This window comes from Enterobacter sp. BWH64 (assembly GCF_001037645.1).
GTDB classification, from domain to species: Bacteria; Pseudomonadota; Gammaproteobacteria; order Enterobacterales; family Enterobacteriaceae; genus Enterobacter; species Enterobacter hormaechei_C.
In genome coordinates this window covers 4,268,141-4,282,517 of record NZ_KQ089922.1, presented here as the reverse complement: position 1 = coordinate 4,282,517, position 14,377 = coordinate 4,268,141, and the positions used below count along the sequence as shown (strand labels likewise).

Sequence of the window (14,377 nt, the reverse complement as noted above, 5' to 3'; positions counted from 1 at the left end):
CGGTAGAAGAAAAGAGAGGGAATCTCCGAGATGCCGCCGCAGGCTGTAACCCTTGAACCCTTGGTTCAAGGTGAATGTGTCGTCATAGTTTTAAGGCTTCTCGGACGAACCGAGCATGCTCACCAACCATGGAGCGCCACATTCTTGTGGTATGAAATATCGGCTCAGGGGACTGGCCCGCTTGCGAACATCTCAGAGAAATTTTGTCTTCACAGTTACTCTACCATAGTCAACTGAGAAGTGTTATTCAAACTTTGGTCCCGGTCTTTCGGGACTGCGACCTTGATCAAGCAATGCCTGTTCTATGGTCTGCTGGAGCATTTTAATGCGCTGCTCCATGCTTGCCGCGTAATCGCGGGTCTTCGCTTTTTCCTGAGTCAGTTCATAGCTGATGTTCAACGCGGCGATGAAAACCAGCTGCTCAGTATTTGTGACTCTAGTGCGTTCTTTTAGATCTTGCAACCGCTGATTCAAATCGTCCGCAGCCTGATTCAAGGCATCCCTTTGTTCAGGCGGACAATTCACTCGCAGTGAACGGCCAAAAATCTGGAGATCGACGGGTTGTGCAGACATGCCACCTTCCTGCTGATTGACTGCGCTGCCTTCGCTTACTGCCCCGGGGGCTGCGAAGGGGCGACACTATAGCTACCCTGATGTGAAGATACAAGCCCTTTTCTGGTATCACCAGGGTCCAAAGTGGTAGCATATCATGAATATCCTCCCTTTGATGACGAATGCGTATGTCTATACAGAACGAAATGCCTGGTTACAAGGATTTAAACCAGTTACTGAACCAGCAGGGAGTCGGTCTGACCCCTGCCGAAATGCACGGTCTGATCAGCGGCATACTGTGCGGCGGAAACAGCGACAGCTCATGGCAGCCGCTGATCCACGACCTCACCAACGAAGGGCTGGCGTTTGGCCACGAACTGGCGGAAGCGCTGCGTAAAATGCACGCCGCAACCAGCGATTCCCTGGAAGACGATGGCTTTCTTTTTCAGCTTTATCTGCCTGAAGGCGACGATGTCAGCGTCTTCGATCGCGCTGATGCGCTCGCGGGTTGGGTAAACCACTATCTTCTTGGCCTGGGCGTAACCCAGCCTAAACTGGATAAAGTGACCGGCGAAGCGGGTGAAGCGATCGACGATCTGCGCAACATCGCCCAGCTCGGCTACGATGAAGACGAAGACCAGGAAGAGCTGGAGATGTCTCTCGAAGAGATTATCGAGTACGTACGCGTGGCGTCTCTGCTGTGCCACGACAACTTTACGCGCTCGCAGCCGACCGCGCCGGAAGTTCGCAAGCCAACATTACACTAAGAAAAATAACGCACAGGAGGGTGTCATGGTTATCTCCAGTCAAGAGTATTCTCGCCGTCGTCAGGCGCTGCTGGCAAAAATGCAGCCGGGAAGCGCTGCCCTGATTTTCGCCGCGCCGGAAGTGACGCGCAGCGCCGACAGCGAATACCCCTATCGCCAGAGCAGTGATTTCTGGTACTTCACCGGGTTTAACGAGCCGGAAGCGGTACTGGTGCTGATTAAAAGCAATGACACCCACAACCACAGCGTGATTTTTAACCGCGTGCGCGATCTGACCGCGGAAATCTGGTTTGGTCGCCGCTTAGGGCAGGAGGCGGCGCCAGAAAAACTGGGCGTGGACCGCGCGCTGGCCTACAGCGAAATCAACCAGCAGCTCTACCAACTGCTGAACGGTCTGGACGTGCTCTATCACGCCCAGGGCGAATACGCGTATGCGGATGACATTGTTTTCACCGCGCTGGATAAGCTGCGTAAAGGCTCACGTCAGAATTTGTCTGCACCCGCCACCCTGACGGACTGGCGACCGATGGTGCATGAGATGCGCCTGTTCAAGTCTGAAGAAGAGCTGAACGTGATGCGCCGCGCGGGCGAAATCAGCGCCCTGGCGCATACCCGCGCCATGGAAAAGTGCCGTCCCGGTATGTTCGAGTACCAGCTTGAAGGGGAAATTCACCATGAATTTAACCGTCACGGCGCGCGCTTCCCGTCCTATAACACCATCGTAGGCGGCGGGGAAAATGGCTGCATTCTGCACTACACCGAAAACGAAAGTGAACTGCGCGACGGCGATCTGGTGCTGATTGACGCCGGCTGTGAATATCAGGGTTACGCGGGCGACATCACCCGTACCTTCCCGGTGAACGGTAAATTCACCTCCGCGCAGCGTGAAATCTATGACATCGTGCTTGAGTCTCTGGAGACCGCGCTGACGCTGTTCCGTCCTGGCACCTCCATCCAGGAGGTTACGGGCGAGGTGGTGCGCATCATGATTACCGGGCTGGTGAAGCTCGGCATTCTGAAAGGCGATGTGGACACCCTTATAACCGAAAACGCCCATCGTCCGTACTTTATGCACGGCCTGAGCCACTGGCTGGGGCTGGATGTGCATGACGTCGGGGCATACGGTCCGGAACGTTCGCGCGTGCTGGAGCCTGGCATGGTGCTGACCGTTGAGCCGGGGCTGTACATCGCGCCGGATGCCGACGTGCCGGAACAGTACCGCGGGATCGGCATTCGTATTGAAGATGATATCGTCATCACCGAAACCGGTAACGAAAACCTGACCGCGACCGTGGTGAAAAAAGCTGACGACATCGAGGCGCTGATGGCGGCGGCACGCGGATGAGCGTAATCATCGTTGGCGGAGGCATGACCGGCGCTACTCTGGCGCTGGCTATTTCGCAGTTAACCCAAGGCCAGCTTCCGGTGCATCTCGTCGAGGCGGTCGCGCCGCAGGCGGCCGATCATCCCGGTTTCGACGCCCGCGCTATCGCGCTGGCGCAGGGAACCTGTCAGCAGCTTGCGCGTATTGGGATCTGGCAGGCGATAGCGGATTGCGCAACGGCGATCGGCACCGTTCACGTCAGCGATCGCGGGCATGCCGGGTTTGTGACGCTGGATGCCCACGATTACCGGATCGAGGCGCTGGGGCAGGTTGTCGAGCTGCATAACGTAGGGCTGCGGCTGTTCCGTCTGTTACAGGACGCGCCTGGCGTCACGCTGCACTGTCCGGCGCGCGTCGCCAGCTTTAGCCGTCGTGACGAGGCCGTCAGCGTGACGCTGGACAACGGCACCACGCTGGAGGGGCAACTGCTGGTGGCGGCAGATGGTTCACGCTCCGCGATCGCCACGCAGTGCGGCGTCGAATGGCGCTCTGAACCCTATGGGCAGGCGGCGGTCATCGCTAACGTCTCTACGGCTGGCGCGCATAACGGCAGGGCATTTGAGCGCTTCACGGAGCACGGCCCGCTGGCCATGCTGCCGATGTCGAACGGGCGCTGCTCGCTGGTATGGTGCCATGCGCAGGATCGGGCCGATGAGGTTCTCTCCTGGTCCGACGAACGTTTTTGTTCCGAGCTGCAAAAAGCCTTCGGCTGGCGGCTTGGGCGCATCACCCATGCCGGAAAACGCGTGGCCTATCCGCTCGCGCTGACGACCGCATCGCAGACTGTCTCCCATCGCGTCGCCCTGGTCGGCAACGCCGCGCAGACGCTGCACCCCATCGCCGGGCAAGGCTTCAACCTTGGCCTCCGTGACGTGATAAGCCTGGCAGAGCTACTGGCCCGGACGTGGAGCGAACAACAGGATTGTGGCGCATACTCGGTGCTAAGCCATTACCAGAAACGACGCCAGGCGGACAAAGCGGCGACCATTGGCGTCACCGACGGTTTAGTCCACCTGTTTGCCAATCGCTGGGCACCGCTGGTTGCGGGTCGCAACCTTGGGCTGATGGCGATGGAACTGTTCATTCCGGCACGTGACGTGCTGGCGCAGCGGACCCTGGGTTGGGTCGCGCGTTAAGGAGTATTGACCGTGCAAAATGTTGATGTCGCCATTGTGGGTGGCGGAATGGTAGGACTGGCGCTGGCCTGTGGTTTACAGGGCAGCGGCCTGCGCGTGGCCGTGCTTGAGCAAAAAGCGCCGCAGCCTGTGGCGCAGGATGCACCGCCGGAGCTGCGCGTCTCGGCGATCAATGCCGCCAGCGAAAAGCTACTGACGCACCTTGGCGTCTGGTCTGAAATCGTGGCGCTGCGTGCCAGCTGTTACCATGGCATGGAAGTGTGGGACAAAGACAGCTTCGGCCATATCGCGTTTGACGATGAAAGCATGGGCTACAGCCACCTTGGACACATCGTTGAAAACGCGGTGATCCACCACGCGCTGTGGCAGAAAGCACAGCAGTGCAGCGACGTCACGCTGATCGCACCGGCGAAACTCCAGCAGGTGGCGTGGGGCGAAAACGACGCGTTTATCACTCTTGAAAGTGGCGACATGCTGACCGCGCGTCTGGTGGTGGGTGCCGACGGCGCCAATTCCTGGCTGCGTAACAAAGCGGATATTCCGCTGACCTTCTGGGATTACCGCCATCACGCGTTGGTGGCCACAATCCGCACCGAAGAGCCGCACGGCGGCGTGGCGCGCCAGATTTTCCATAATGACGGCATTCTGGCCTTCCTGCCGCTTGCCGATCCGCATTTCTGCTCCATCGTCTGGTCCTTAGAGCCGGAGAAAGCGCAGCAGATGCAGGAGGCGACGCCGGATGCCTTCAGTCAGGCGCTATGCGTGGCGTTTGATAACCGTCTGGGCCTGTGCATGCTTGAAAGCGAACGCCAGACGTTTCCGTTAACCGGTCGCTACGCGCGTCAGTTTGCCGCGCACCGTCTGGCGCTGGTGGGGGATGCGGCGCATACCATTCATCCGCTGGCCGGGCAGGGGGTGAACCTCGGCTTTATGGACGCGGCTGAGCTGGTTGAAGAGCTGCGTCGTCTGCATCGGGAAGGCAAAGATATTGGTCAGCATCTGTATCTGCGTCGCTACGAGCGCAGCCGCAAACACAGTGCGGCGATGATGCTGGCGGGAATGCAGGGCTTCCGCGAGCTGTTTGCCGGAGCGAATCCGGCGAAAAAACTGCTGCGCGATATTGGCCTCAAACTGGCCGACACCCTTCCCGGCGTAAAACCGCAGCTTCTTCGTCAGGCAATGGGCCTCAACGATCTTCCCGACTGGTTACGTTAATCTCGATCCCCGTCACACTTTATTTTCCCGGCCTCCGCGCCGGGGAAATTTCCTCGTTTGAAATAATCTAATTTCACGTCATTTTTCGCATTAGAAAATCTAATCTAACTATTTTTATGTTACGGAAATTCGGCCCGTTTTTCCGCACGAAATATCACCATCTGCTAAATTCTGTTAGATCATTGTTAATTTTATGCGGGTTTAATCGCATTTTCCCAGTGAATAACTCTGTAGGCTTTTCAGCGATTTTTGGTCATAAGCTAATGTGATGACCTGTTTTACCTTATGGTTAACCGCCGGTTTCGGTGGTAAGTTCAGGTAAAAGAGAACGTTTGCGTCGGCCCCCGATCGCGAGGCCGACACCGGGTTTCACGGTGAATTTTTCAACGAGGAAAAGATGGCTCAACAGACTCCTTTGTACGAACAGCACGTGTTGTGCGGCGCCCGCATGGTGGACTTCCACGGCTGGATGATGCCGCTGCACTACGGCTCGCAGATTGATGAGCACCACGCGGTGCGCACCGATGCCGGTATGTTCGACGTGTCTCATATGACGATTGTCGACCTGCGCGGTAGCCGCACCCGGGAGTTTTTGCGTTATCTGCTGGCAAATGACGTCGCCAAACTGAAGACGCCGGGCAAAGCGCTCTATACCGGCATGCTGAATGCCTCGGGCGGCGTGATTGACGACCTCATCGTCTACTACTTCACCGAAGATTTCTTCCGCCTCGTTGTAAACTCCGCCACCCGCGAAAAAGACCTCTCCTGGATTTCCCAACACGCTGAACCTTACGCCATAGACATCACCGTTCGTGACGATCTTTCGCTGATTGCGGTGCAGGGGCCAAACGCGCAGGCGAAAGCCGCGTCTCTGTTCAGCGACGAGCAGCGCAAAGCCACCGAAGGCATGAAGCCATTCTTCGGCGTGCAGGCGGGGGATCTGTTTATCGCCACCACCGGCTACACCGGTGAAGCGGGCTACGAAATTGCGATGCCAAACGAGAAGGCCGCTGATTTCTGGCGTGCGCTGGTGGAGGCGGGCGTGAAGCCTGCGGGCCTGGGCGCGCGCGATACGCTGCGTCTGGAAGCGGGGATGAACCTCTACGGTCAGGAGATGGACGAAGGCGTCTCTCCGCTGGCGGCCAATATGGGCTGGACCATCGCCTGGGAACCGGCTGACCGTGATTTTATTGGTCGTGAAGCGCTGGAGATGCAGCGCGAGAAGGGCACTGAACAGCTGGTCGGCCTGGTGATGAAAGAAAAAGGCGTTCTGCGCGGCGAGCTGCCGGTGCGCTTCACCGATGCCGATGGCAATCATCGCGAAGGCGTGATCACCAGCGGAACGTTCTCCCCGACGCTCGGCTACAGTATTGCCCTGGCACGCGTGCCGGCGGGGATTGGCGAAACGGCGGTGGTGCAGATCCGCAACCGCGAAATGCCGGTCAACGTGACCAAACCGATTTTTGTTCGCGCCGGTAAGCCGGTCGCCTAACTATTTTTATCAGGAGAACTTCAATGAGCAATGTGCCAGCAGAACTGAAATACAGCAAAGAACACGAGTGGCTGCGCAAAGAGGCGGACGGCACTTACACCGTTGGGATCACCGAGCACGCGCAGGAGCTGCTGGGCGACATGGTGTTTGTTGACCTGCCGGAAGTGGGCGCAACCGTGAGCGCAGGCGACGACTGTGCGGTAGCGGAATCCGTTAAAGCGGCCTCTGACATCTACGCCCCGGTGAGCGGTGAAATTGTTGCCGTGAACGACGCGCTGAGCGACTCCCCGGAGCTGGTCAACAGCGAACCGTATGAAGGCGGCTGGATCTTCAAGATCAAAGCCAGCGACGAAGCGCAGGTTGCCGCGCTGCTGGATGCGACCGCGTACGAAGCACTGTTAGAAGACGAGTAATCAGTAATCCCCCTCTCCCTTTGGGAGAGGGCAGGGGTGAGGGTGCCAATCTTCCCCTCACCCTAACCCTCTCCCAAAGGGAGAGGGAACTTAAATTCACTGCACGTTTCAGGAACCATCGCTCATGACACAGACTTTAAGCCAGCTTGAAAACCGTGGCGCTTTCATTGAACGTCACATTGGGCCGGATGCTCAGCAACAGCAGGAGATGCTGAAGACAGTTGGCGCGGATTCATTAAACGCACTGATCGGCCAGATCGTGCCAAAAGACATCCAGCTTGCCACGCCGCCGCAGGTAGGCGAGTCCACGACGGAGTTCGCCGCGCTGGCGGAGCTGAAGGCCATCGCCGGCCTTAACAAGCGCTATAAGTCTTACATTGGCATGGGCTACACCAACGTGCAGTTACCGCCGGTGATCCTGCGTAACATGCTGGAAAACCCGGGCTGGTACACCGCTTACACCCCATATCAGCCAGAAGTCTCCCAGGGCCGTCTGGAAGCGCTGCTGAACTTCCAGCAGGTGACGCTGGATCTGACCGGTATGGATATCGCCTCTGCCTCGCTGTTGGATGAAGCCACTGCCGCCGCCGAAGCGATGGCGATGGCGAAGCGCGTGAGCAAGCTGAAAAACGCCAACCGCTTCTTCGTCGCGGCGGACGTGCATCCCCAGACGCTGGACGTGGTGCGCACCCGTGCGGAAACCTTTGGCTTTGAGGTGATTGTCGACGACGCGGAAAAAGTTCTGGATCACCAGGACGTCTTCGGCGTGCTGTTGCAGCAGGTGGGCACCACCGGGGAAGTGCACGACTACGGCGCACTGATCGCCGAGCTGAAATCCCGTAAGGTTATTGTTAGCGTCGCCGCTGATTTTATGGCGCTGGTGCTGCTGACGGCGCCAGGCAAACAGGGCGCGGATATTGTCTTCGGCTCAGCTCAGCGTTTCGGCGTGCCGATGGGCTACGGCGGCCCGCACGCGGCGTTCTTTGGCGCGAAAGATGAATTTAAACGTTCCATGCCAGGCCGTATTATCGGCGTATCGAAAGATGCCGCCGGTAACACCGCGCTGCGCATGGCGATGCAGACCCGCGAGCAGCATATCCGCCGCGAGAAAGCGAACTCCAACATCTGTACCTCGCAGGTGCTGCTGGCTAACATTGCCAGCCTGTACGCGGTGTTCCACGGTCCGGCTGGCCTGAAACGTATTGCCAGCCGCATCCACCGTCTGGCCGATATCCTGGCCTGCGGTCTGCAACAGAAAGGTCTCAGACTGCGTCATGAACACTATTTCGATACCCTGTGCGTCGAGGTGGCAGACAAAGCGGCCGTGCTGGCGCGCGCCGAGGCAGCGCAAATCAACCTGCGCAGCGACATTCACAATGCGGTCGGCATTACGCTGGACGAAAGCACCACCCGTGACGATATCCTGACCCTGTTCAACGTATTGCTGGGTGACGCACACGGTCTGGACGTTGATACGCTCGACAAAGAGGTTGCGCTCGACAGCCGCTCCATTCAGGAAAGCATGCTGCGCGACGACGCGATCCTGACTCACCCGGTGTTCAAACGCTATCACAGCGAAACCGAGATGATGCGTTACATGCACTCTCTGGAACGTAAAGATCTGGCGCTGAACCAGGCGATGATCCCGCTGGGCTCCTGCACCATGAAGCTGAACGCCGCGGCTGAGATGATCCCAATTACCTGGCCTGAATTCTCTGAGCTGCACCCGTTCTGCCCGGCTGAGCAGGCGGAAGGTTATCACATGATGATCAACCAGCTCTCCGACTGGCTGGTGAAGCTGACCGGGTACGACGCGCTCTGCATGCAGCCGAACTCCGGTGCGCAGGGTGAATACGCTGGTCTGCTGGCGATCCGTCACTATCACGAAAGCCGCAATGAAGGCCACCGTGATATCTGCCTGATCCCAAGCTCTGCCCACGGTACCAACCCGGCTTCTGCCCAGATGGCAGGAATGGAAGTGGTGGTTGTGGCGTGCGACAAAAACGGCAACATCGATCTGGCCGACCTGCGCGCCAAAGCCGAGCAGGCGGGCGACAAACTCTCCTGCATCATGGTGACCTACCCATCCACCCACGGCGTGTACGAAGAAACTATCCGTGAAGTGTGTGAAGTGGTGCATCAGTTCGGCGGCCAGGTTTACCTCGACGGCGCAAACATGAACGCCCAGGTGGGCATCACCTCTCCGGGCTTTATTGGCGCGGATGTGTCGCACCTGAACCTGCATAAAACGTTCTGCATTCCGCACGGCGGTGGCGGCCCGGGGATGGGCCCAATCGGCGTGAAAGCGCACCTGGCACCGTTTGTGCCGGGCCACAGCGTGGTGCAGATTGAAGGCATGCTGACCCGTCAGGGCGCGGTCTCCGCGGCACCGTTCGGCAGCGCCTCTATCCTGCCAATCAGCTGGATGTACATCCGCATGATGGGCGCGGAAGGGCTGAATCAAGCCAGCCAGGTGGCGATCCTCAACGCCAACTACATCGCAACGCGTCTGAAGGACGCCTATCCGGTGCTCTATACCGGTCGCGACGGTCGCGTGGCGCACGAATGCATCCTCGATATTCGTCCTCTGAAAGAAGAGACGGGCATCAGCGAGCTGGATATTGCCAAGCGCCTGATCGACTACGGCTTCCACGCGCCAACCATGTCGTTCCCGGTAGCGGGTACGCTGATGGTTGAGCCGACTGAATCTGAAAGCAAGGTGGAGCTGGATCGCTTTATCGACGCCATGCTGGCGATCCGCAGCGAAATCGACCGCGTGAAAGGCGGGGAGTGGACGCTGGAAGATAACCCGCTGGTGAACGCGCCGCATACACAGAACGAACTGGTGGCAGAGTGGAACCACGGTTATACCCGCGAGCTGGCTGTCTTCCCGGCAGGTGTGGCAAACAAATACTGGCCAACCGTGAAACGTCTTGATGATGTTTACGGCGACCGTAACCTGTTCTGCTCCTGCGTGCCGATGAGCGAATACCAGTAACGTTGTTCCTGTAGTAACGTAGGCCGGGTAAGGCGAAGCCGCCACCCGGCTTTTTTATTGGGAGAAAAGAATGGCAATTGCACTGGTCACCGGCGCCAGCCGGGGTATTGGTAAAGCCACCGCGCTACAGCTGGCAAGCGAAGGCTACACCGTTGCGGTGAATTTTCATCACAACATCAAAGCCGCGACGGACGTCATTAATCAGATCGTGGACGCGGGCGGTAAAGCCTTTGCCGTACGCGCGGACATCAGCGATGAAGCGCAGGTGATGGCGATGTTCGACAGCATCGATCGCGAAGGTGAGCCGCTCGCCGCGCTGGTGAACAACGCCGGGATTTTGTTTGAACAATCCACCATCGAAAATCTCTCCGCTGAACGTATTAACCGTGTGCTGGCTACCAACGTCACCGGCTATTTTCTCTGCTGCCGTGAAGCGGTTAAGCGCATGTCGCATAAACACGGCGGCAAGGGCGGCGCGATTGTGAATGTCTCCTCGGCGGCATCACGGCTGGGCGCGCCGGGGGAATATGTGGATTATGCCGCCTCAAAAGGGGCGGTGGATTCCCTGACCACCGGCCTCGCGCTGGAGGTGGCGGCGCAGGGCATTCGCGTTAACTGCGTGCGGCCAGGCCTGATTTATACCGATATTCACGCCTCCGGCGGCGAGCCGGGGCGTGTGGATCGGGTGAAGTCGATGTTACCGATGCAGCGTGGCGGTCAGCCGGAGGAGGTCGCCCAGGCCATTGCCTGGCTGCTGAGCGACAAAGCCTCCTATGTCACCGGTAGCTTCCTGGAGCTGGCTGGCGGGAAGTAACGCTACGACGCCAGCCACAGCCGCAGGCGCATTCCCCAGCCGCTGGTCCAGCCGGTGGTGATCGACTTCACCTCGCCGTGAGAGATCACTACCAGCGTTGGCGTCACCTTAACGTCCCACTCACGCGCCAGTTCTCCACTGGCGTCGTTGACCGTGGGCATCATCGCCTTCTTCTTCCTCATCCATGTTTCGAGCGTCGCGTTATCGCCCGAGCGCAGCGCAACCGACATCACGTTACCCCCGTCCGCGGCAAGCGTCGCCACCGACGGCGTGGTATAGCGGCAGACGCCGCACCATGTCGCCCAGACGTAGACCAGCAGCGGTCGCTCCTTACTCATGGCGATAAGATCGACGGGCTGACCGTCGAGGGTGTGCAGTGCCGTCGCGGAGAAATTCTGCGGCAGCGCGGGCTGGCGGAAATAGTCCACCGCCAGGCTCACGGCTACGCCAATCAGCAGCCACACGCCCAGCTCGCGCAGCAGGCGCGGAAGCTTACTTGCCACGGGCGTTTGCCAGCTGTTCTTTGACCAGCCCCTCCAGGTCGTCATACGGAATTGCGCCCGCCACCATCTGGTCGCCGATAATGGTCGCCGGGGTACCCTGAATATTCAGCACCTGCGCCAGGATGAGGTTCATCTTTAGGCTGTCCATGGTTTTATCATCCGTTTTAATGCTGTCCGTTCCGGTCTTTGCCTTCGCGGCGGCGATGCTGGCGTCATCGTGATAGCCCTTTTTCATCATCAGCCGCTGGTGGAGCGCCCAGAATTTATCCGGCGCCTGCTGCCACGTTGAGAGTGCCGCTTTCGCGGCATTTACCGAGCTTTGTCCCTTGAACGGCAGCAGTTTGACGATGAGCTGCACGTCGGGATTTTCCTGCACGATTTTCTCAAGCATTGGGTCGAACTGCTTGCAATACGGGCAGTTGTAGTCAGTGAAGGAGACGATGGTCAGCTTCGGCGATGTCGCGCCGGTTCGCGGGCTGTTGGGGTCGTTAAACAGCAGTTTTGCCAGCTGGTCGCTGGAAGCGTCATCAGAAGGTGCGGCGAAACCGAACGTTGATAACGACAGCAGAAGTAAGGCAACGAAGGCTCTCATGCTATTTTCCTTTTGCATCGGACAGGGTGCTCAGCACCGCTTCGCGGCTTAACAACGCAGGCAGCACGTGGCCCTGCGGTAATCCCGGTCCGTAGATCTGGTTAAACGGTACGGCGGCGCTGCCGCGCGTGGTTAAGAACTGGCTGATGGTATCTGAGGGGCGGCTCCAGTCGCCGCGCAGGGCGACAACGTCCGGGGAGGAGAGCGCATCCTGCACGTCGTCGCGCAGCAGCACGTTGTATTTATTGGCTTTACAGGTCACGCACCAGTCGGCGGTCACGTCGACGAACACCCGTTTGTTCTCCGCCAGCGCGCGGGCAATGGCCTGCTCGCTGAGCGGCTGCCAGTGAATACGATCGCGGCGGGAACCCTCGCCGCCGGAACCGGATACAAACGCGACCGCCCCGGCCACCACTACAGCTAATACCCCGGCGCGCAGTGCCGTTTGCCAGCGGTAGCGCCAGGCGGTGACCAGCAGCAGCGTAAGGATCAGGAACACGCCCAGCGTGATGACGGGCAGGCTGCCAATGTGCACCGTCAGCAGGCTCAGCAGCCACAGCGATGAGCCGAGCATCATCATCCCCAGCACTACGCGTACGACGTTCATCCAGCGTCCCGGACGCGGCAACCGCTGGGCCAGCCCCGGCCAGGCCGCCACCAGCAGCCACGGCAGGCTCATGCCGATACCCATCGCCAGGAAGATCCCCCACAGCAGGGGAAGCGGCGCCGCCAGCGCGACCGAGACCGCCGTACCCAGGAACGGCGCGGTGCAGGGTGTCGCCAGCAGCGTGGCAAACGCGCCTTGCCAGAAATGACCCGCAAGCCCGTTGCCGCCGCGCGTGGCGAGGAAGGTGCTGGCGCCGGAAGGGAGACGGATTTCAAACAACCCCAGCAGGCTGGCGCTGAAAAGCACCATCACCAGCGCCATCGCGCCAATAAACCACGGATTCTGGAACTGGATCCCCCAGCCGAGCGCCTGATTGCCTAAGCGTAAAACCGTCATCATCAGCGCCAGCGCGAGGAACGAGATCACGATCCCGGCTACCGACGCAAGAAACTGTCGGCGTACCTGACCCCGCGCCTGCCGTTCGGTTTGCATCAGCGTGCCCAGCTTCATGGCCAGCACGGGCAGTACGCAGGGCATGACGTTAAGGATCAGACCGCCCGCCAGCGCCATCAGCAGCACCCAGCCTAACGAGAGCGTCGGCGCGGCGTTCCCCGGCTGAATGCTCAGGCTGGACTCCTGCGCCTGCCCGCTATCGGCCAGAACCAGCGACAGGGTTTTGCCGCTGAGGTTGGGCGCGGCCTCGCCCCAGTTGTCCGTCACGGGCACGGTGGCGACCAGCGAGTCACCGCGCACGGTGAGGGCCGGTTTGCCGAAATCAACATCATCCATACCGTCGATAAACAGGGACGGTGCCTGCCAGCCTGCGTCACGCTGCGCCGTTACGGTCAGCTTGCCGGGGGCATAGGTGGCGTTAAGCGTTGAGGTCAACCCGCCGCTGAGCGGAAGGGTGCCCATGGCCCGACTGAAATCGTAATCAAAACCGGCGCCTGCGGATGCGGTCATGTTCAGCGAAAACGGGTAGTCGGTAAGAATACAGACGTTGCTACAGGTGGAGAGCGTCAGTACGCCGCTCAGGATCTTCGGGACGTCGCCCCGCAGAGTGATGGGAAAGCTGACATCTCCGTGGTAGCCCTGCGTGGTGATGCCCGCGACGTCGAAACGCTGCGGCACAGGCCAGCGCCAGATCGCCTCGACGGGCTGATGCCATTTAATCGCGGGTGCGACGCCGCCTTCGCCCGGCGAGCGCCAGTAGGTTTTCCAGCCTTTTTGCAGGGCGACGTCCAGCAGCAGGCGGGTTTCGCCAGTGCTTTCGGGTTGCGCACGCAGCCTGACGCTGGCGTGCTGATTATCGGCGGCGCGCAGCCAGCCGCTGTCGGCAGCCTGGCTGAGGGGCAGCCATAGCCAAAGCAGGCAGACCAGCAGTCGCCTGAATACAGTAAACATAAATTTTCTCCGTAAATAATGAATTAACCTGAAGTAACAGGCGAAGGCTCATTCACGGAAGACGCATAATCGCAGATGCACCCTTAACCGGGGCGGGGAGATAACGCGGGGAGGCCACTGCCGTTCGCGGCGCGGTGGACTGGCTGCCAGCAACGCCAGCAGCAGGGTGACGGCAATCAGGGCGCCTTCAAACAAAACAGGCGGGACCGACATCAGCGACTTGGCGCTAAGCTCACACGGGGTTACCGGTGCGTCGGTACTCTCCTGCCCCTGCTGGACAGACTGGCTCGTGGCGGTGACGTTCATGACAAGCGCGTGCATCCCGGCCATCCGCTGGGCGGTGCATATCAGCACCACCAGGCAGGCCAGGGCTACAAGCAGGATAGCGTTGCGTTGTCGCTTGATCATGTTCGCCTCAAATATTCAGGACGCCTATATTATCGGGCGAACATATTTTGGCAACGCAAAAGCTGTAAAGAAGTGTCTGGAAGATAAGCGGT

The 14,377-nt window shown here is 59.4% G+C and carries 13 protein-coding genes and 1 other RNA gene; 8 read left to right on the top strand and 6 right to left on the bottom strand.

Features of this window, described 5'->3' with window-relative positions; all coding sequences use genetic code 11:
* Positions 1-18 precede the first annotated feature (18 nt).
* A non-coding RNA gene (ssrS, locus tag SK50_RS23455) (6S RNA) lies at positions 19-202 on the bottom strand.
* A gap of 41 nt (positions 203-243) precedes the next feature.
* A complete protein-coding gene (zapA, locus tag SK50_RS20370; protein ID WP_003860096.1) occupies positions 244-573 on the bottom strand; it encodes a cell division protein ZapA in 330 nt (109 codons plus the stop codon).
* Positions 574-740: 167 nt separating this feature from the next.
* Here zapA and SK50_RS20365 point away from each other — a divergent pair, with 167 nt between their 5' ends.
* The 8 genes from SK50_RS20365 to SK50_RS20330 all read left to right on the top strand — a co-directional run bounded on the left by SK50_RS20365 (position 741) and on the right by SK50_RS20330 (position 10,771).
* Positions 741-1,319: a YecA/YgfB family protein gene (locus SK50_RS20365; RefSeq protein ID WP_003860099.1), complete on the top strand. Its 579-nt coding sequence runs from the start codon at positions 741-743 to the stop codon at positions 1,317-1,319.
* A gap of 31 nt (positions 1,320-1,350) precedes the next feature.
* Positions 1,351-2,664, top strand: a complete 1,314-nt coding sequence (gene pepP / locus SK50_RS20360; RefSeq protein ID WP_026080576.1) for a Xaa-Pro aminopeptidase — start codon at positions 1,351-1,353, stop codon at positions 2,662-2,664.
* Positions 2,661-3,839, top strand: a complete 1,179-nt coding sequence (gene ubiH / locus SK50_RS20355; RefSeq protein ID WP_032669263.1) for a 2-octaprenyl-6-methoxyphenyl hydroxylase — start codon at positions 2,661-2,663, stop codon at positions 3,837-3,839. The genes pepP and ubiH overlap by 4 nt, the downstream gene beginning before the upstream one ends.
* Positions 3,840-3,851: 12 nt before the next feature.
* Positions 3,852-5,054 carry an FAD-dependent 2-octaprenylphenol hydroxylase gene (gene ubiI, locus SK50_RS20350; RefSeq protein WP_048229870.1) on the top strand — a complete coding sequence of 401 codons (1,203 nt, stop codon included), beginning with the start codon at positions 3,852-3,854 and terminating at the stop codon, positions 5,052-5,054.
* 397 nt (positions 5,055-5,451) lie between these two features.
* Entirely contained in the window at positions 5,452-6,546 is a 1,095-nt protein-coding gene (gcvT, locus tag SK50_RS20345; protein ID WP_003860107.1) for a glycine cleavage system aminomethyltransferase GcvT, read from the top strand.
* Between the two features lie 23 nt (positions 6,547-6,569).
* Positions 6,570-6,959, top strand: a complete 390-nt coding sequence (gcvH, locus tag SK50_RS20340) for a glycine cleavage system protein GcvH (protein ID WP_006811885.1) — start codon at positions 6,570-6,572, stop codon at positions 6,957-6,959.
* A 124-nt stretch (positions 6,960-7,083) separates the two neighbouring features.
* The gene (gene gcvP / locus SK50_RS20335; protein ID WP_048229869.1) at positions 7,084-9,957 is read left to right on the top strand and encodes an aminomethyl-transferring glycine dehydrogenase; all 2,874 of its coding nucleotides are present in this window, start codon (positions 7,084-7,086) and stop codon (positions 9,955-9,957) included.
* A gap of 70 nt (positions 9,958-10,027) precedes the next feature.
* Complete coding sequence (locus SK50_RS20330; protein ID WP_045333593.1) at positions 10,028-10,771, top strand: SDR family oxidoreductase; 744 nt, start codon at positions 10,028-10,030, stop codon at positions 10,769-10,771.
* Between the two features lie 2 nt (positions 10,772-10,773).
* Here SK50_RS20330 and SK50_RS20325 read toward each other — a convergent pair whose 3' ends face one another.
* The 4 genes from SK50_RS20325 to SK50_RS20310 are packed head-to-tail and all read right to left on the bottom strand — an operon-like array spanning position 10,774 to position 14,285.
* Positions 10,774-11,274 (bottom strand): protein disulfide oxidoreductase, encoded by a 501-nt coding sequence (locus SK50_RS20325; RefSeq protein ID WP_017692710.1) that lies wholly within the window; start codon positions 11,272-11,274, stop codon positions 10,774-10,776.
* On the bottom strand, positions 11,264-11,866 hold the full coding sequence (locus SK50_RS20320) for a DsbA family protein (RefSeq protein WP_017692711.1): 603 nt from the start codon (positions 11,864-11,866) through the stop codon (positions 11,264-11,266). The genes SK50_RS20325 and SK50_RS20320 overlap by 11 nt, the downstream gene beginning before the upstream one ends.
* 1 nt (position 11,867) lies before the next feature.
* Positions 11,868-13,877 (bottom strand): protein-disulfide reductase DsbD family protein, encoded by a 2,010-nt coding sequence (locus SK50_RS20315; RefSeq protein WP_017692712.1) that lies wholly within the window; start codon positions 13,875-13,877, stop codon positions 11,868-11,870.
* 48 nt (positions 13,878-13,925) lie between these two features.
* Positions 13,926-14,285, bottom strand: a complete 360-nt coding sequence (locus SK50_RS20310) for a hypothetical protein (RefSeq protein ID WP_003863427.1) — start codon at positions 14,283-14,285, stop codon at positions 13,926-13,928.
* Positions 14,286-14,377 lie beyond the last annotated feature (92 nt).

Coding starts and splice junctions, on each gene's coding strand:
- zapA (WP_003860096.1), bottom strand. CDS start 573: ATGTCTGCACAACCCGTCGATCTCCAGATTTTTGGCCGTTCACTGCGA.
- SK50_RS20365 (WP_003860099.1), top strand. CDS start 741: ATGTCTATACAGAACGAAATGCCTGGTTACAAGGATTTAAACCAGTTA.
- ubiH (WP_032669263.1), top strand. CDS start 2,661: ATGAGCGTAATCATCGTTGGCGGAGGCATGACCGGCGCTACTCTGGCG.
- gcvT (WP_003860107.1), top strand. CDS start 5,452: ATGGCTCAACAGACTCCTTTGTACGAACAGCACGTGTTGTGCGGCGCC.
- gcvH (WP_006811885.1), top strand. CDS start 6,570: ATGAGCAATGTGCCAGCAGAACTGAAATACAGCAAAGAACACGAGTGG.
- gcvP (WP_048229869.1), top strand. CDS start 7,084: ATGACACAGACTTTAAGCCAGCTTGAAAACCGTGGCGCTTTCATTGAA.
- SK50_RS20330 (WP_045333593.1), top strand. CDS start 10,028: ATGGCAATTGCACTGGTCACCGGCGCCAGCCGGGGTATTGGTAAAGCC.
- SK50_RS20320 (WP_017692711.1), bottom strand. CDS start 11,866: ATGAGAGCCTTCGTTGCCTTACTTCTGCTGTCGTTATCAACGTTCGGT.
- SK50_RS20315 (WP_017692712.1), bottom strand. CDS start 13,877: ATGTTTACTGTATTCAGGCGACTGCTGGTCTGCCTGCTTTGGCTATGG.
- SK50_RS20310 (WP_003863427.1), bottom strand. CDS start 14,285: ATGATCAAGCGACAACGCAACGCTATCCTGCTTGTAGCCCTGGCCTGC.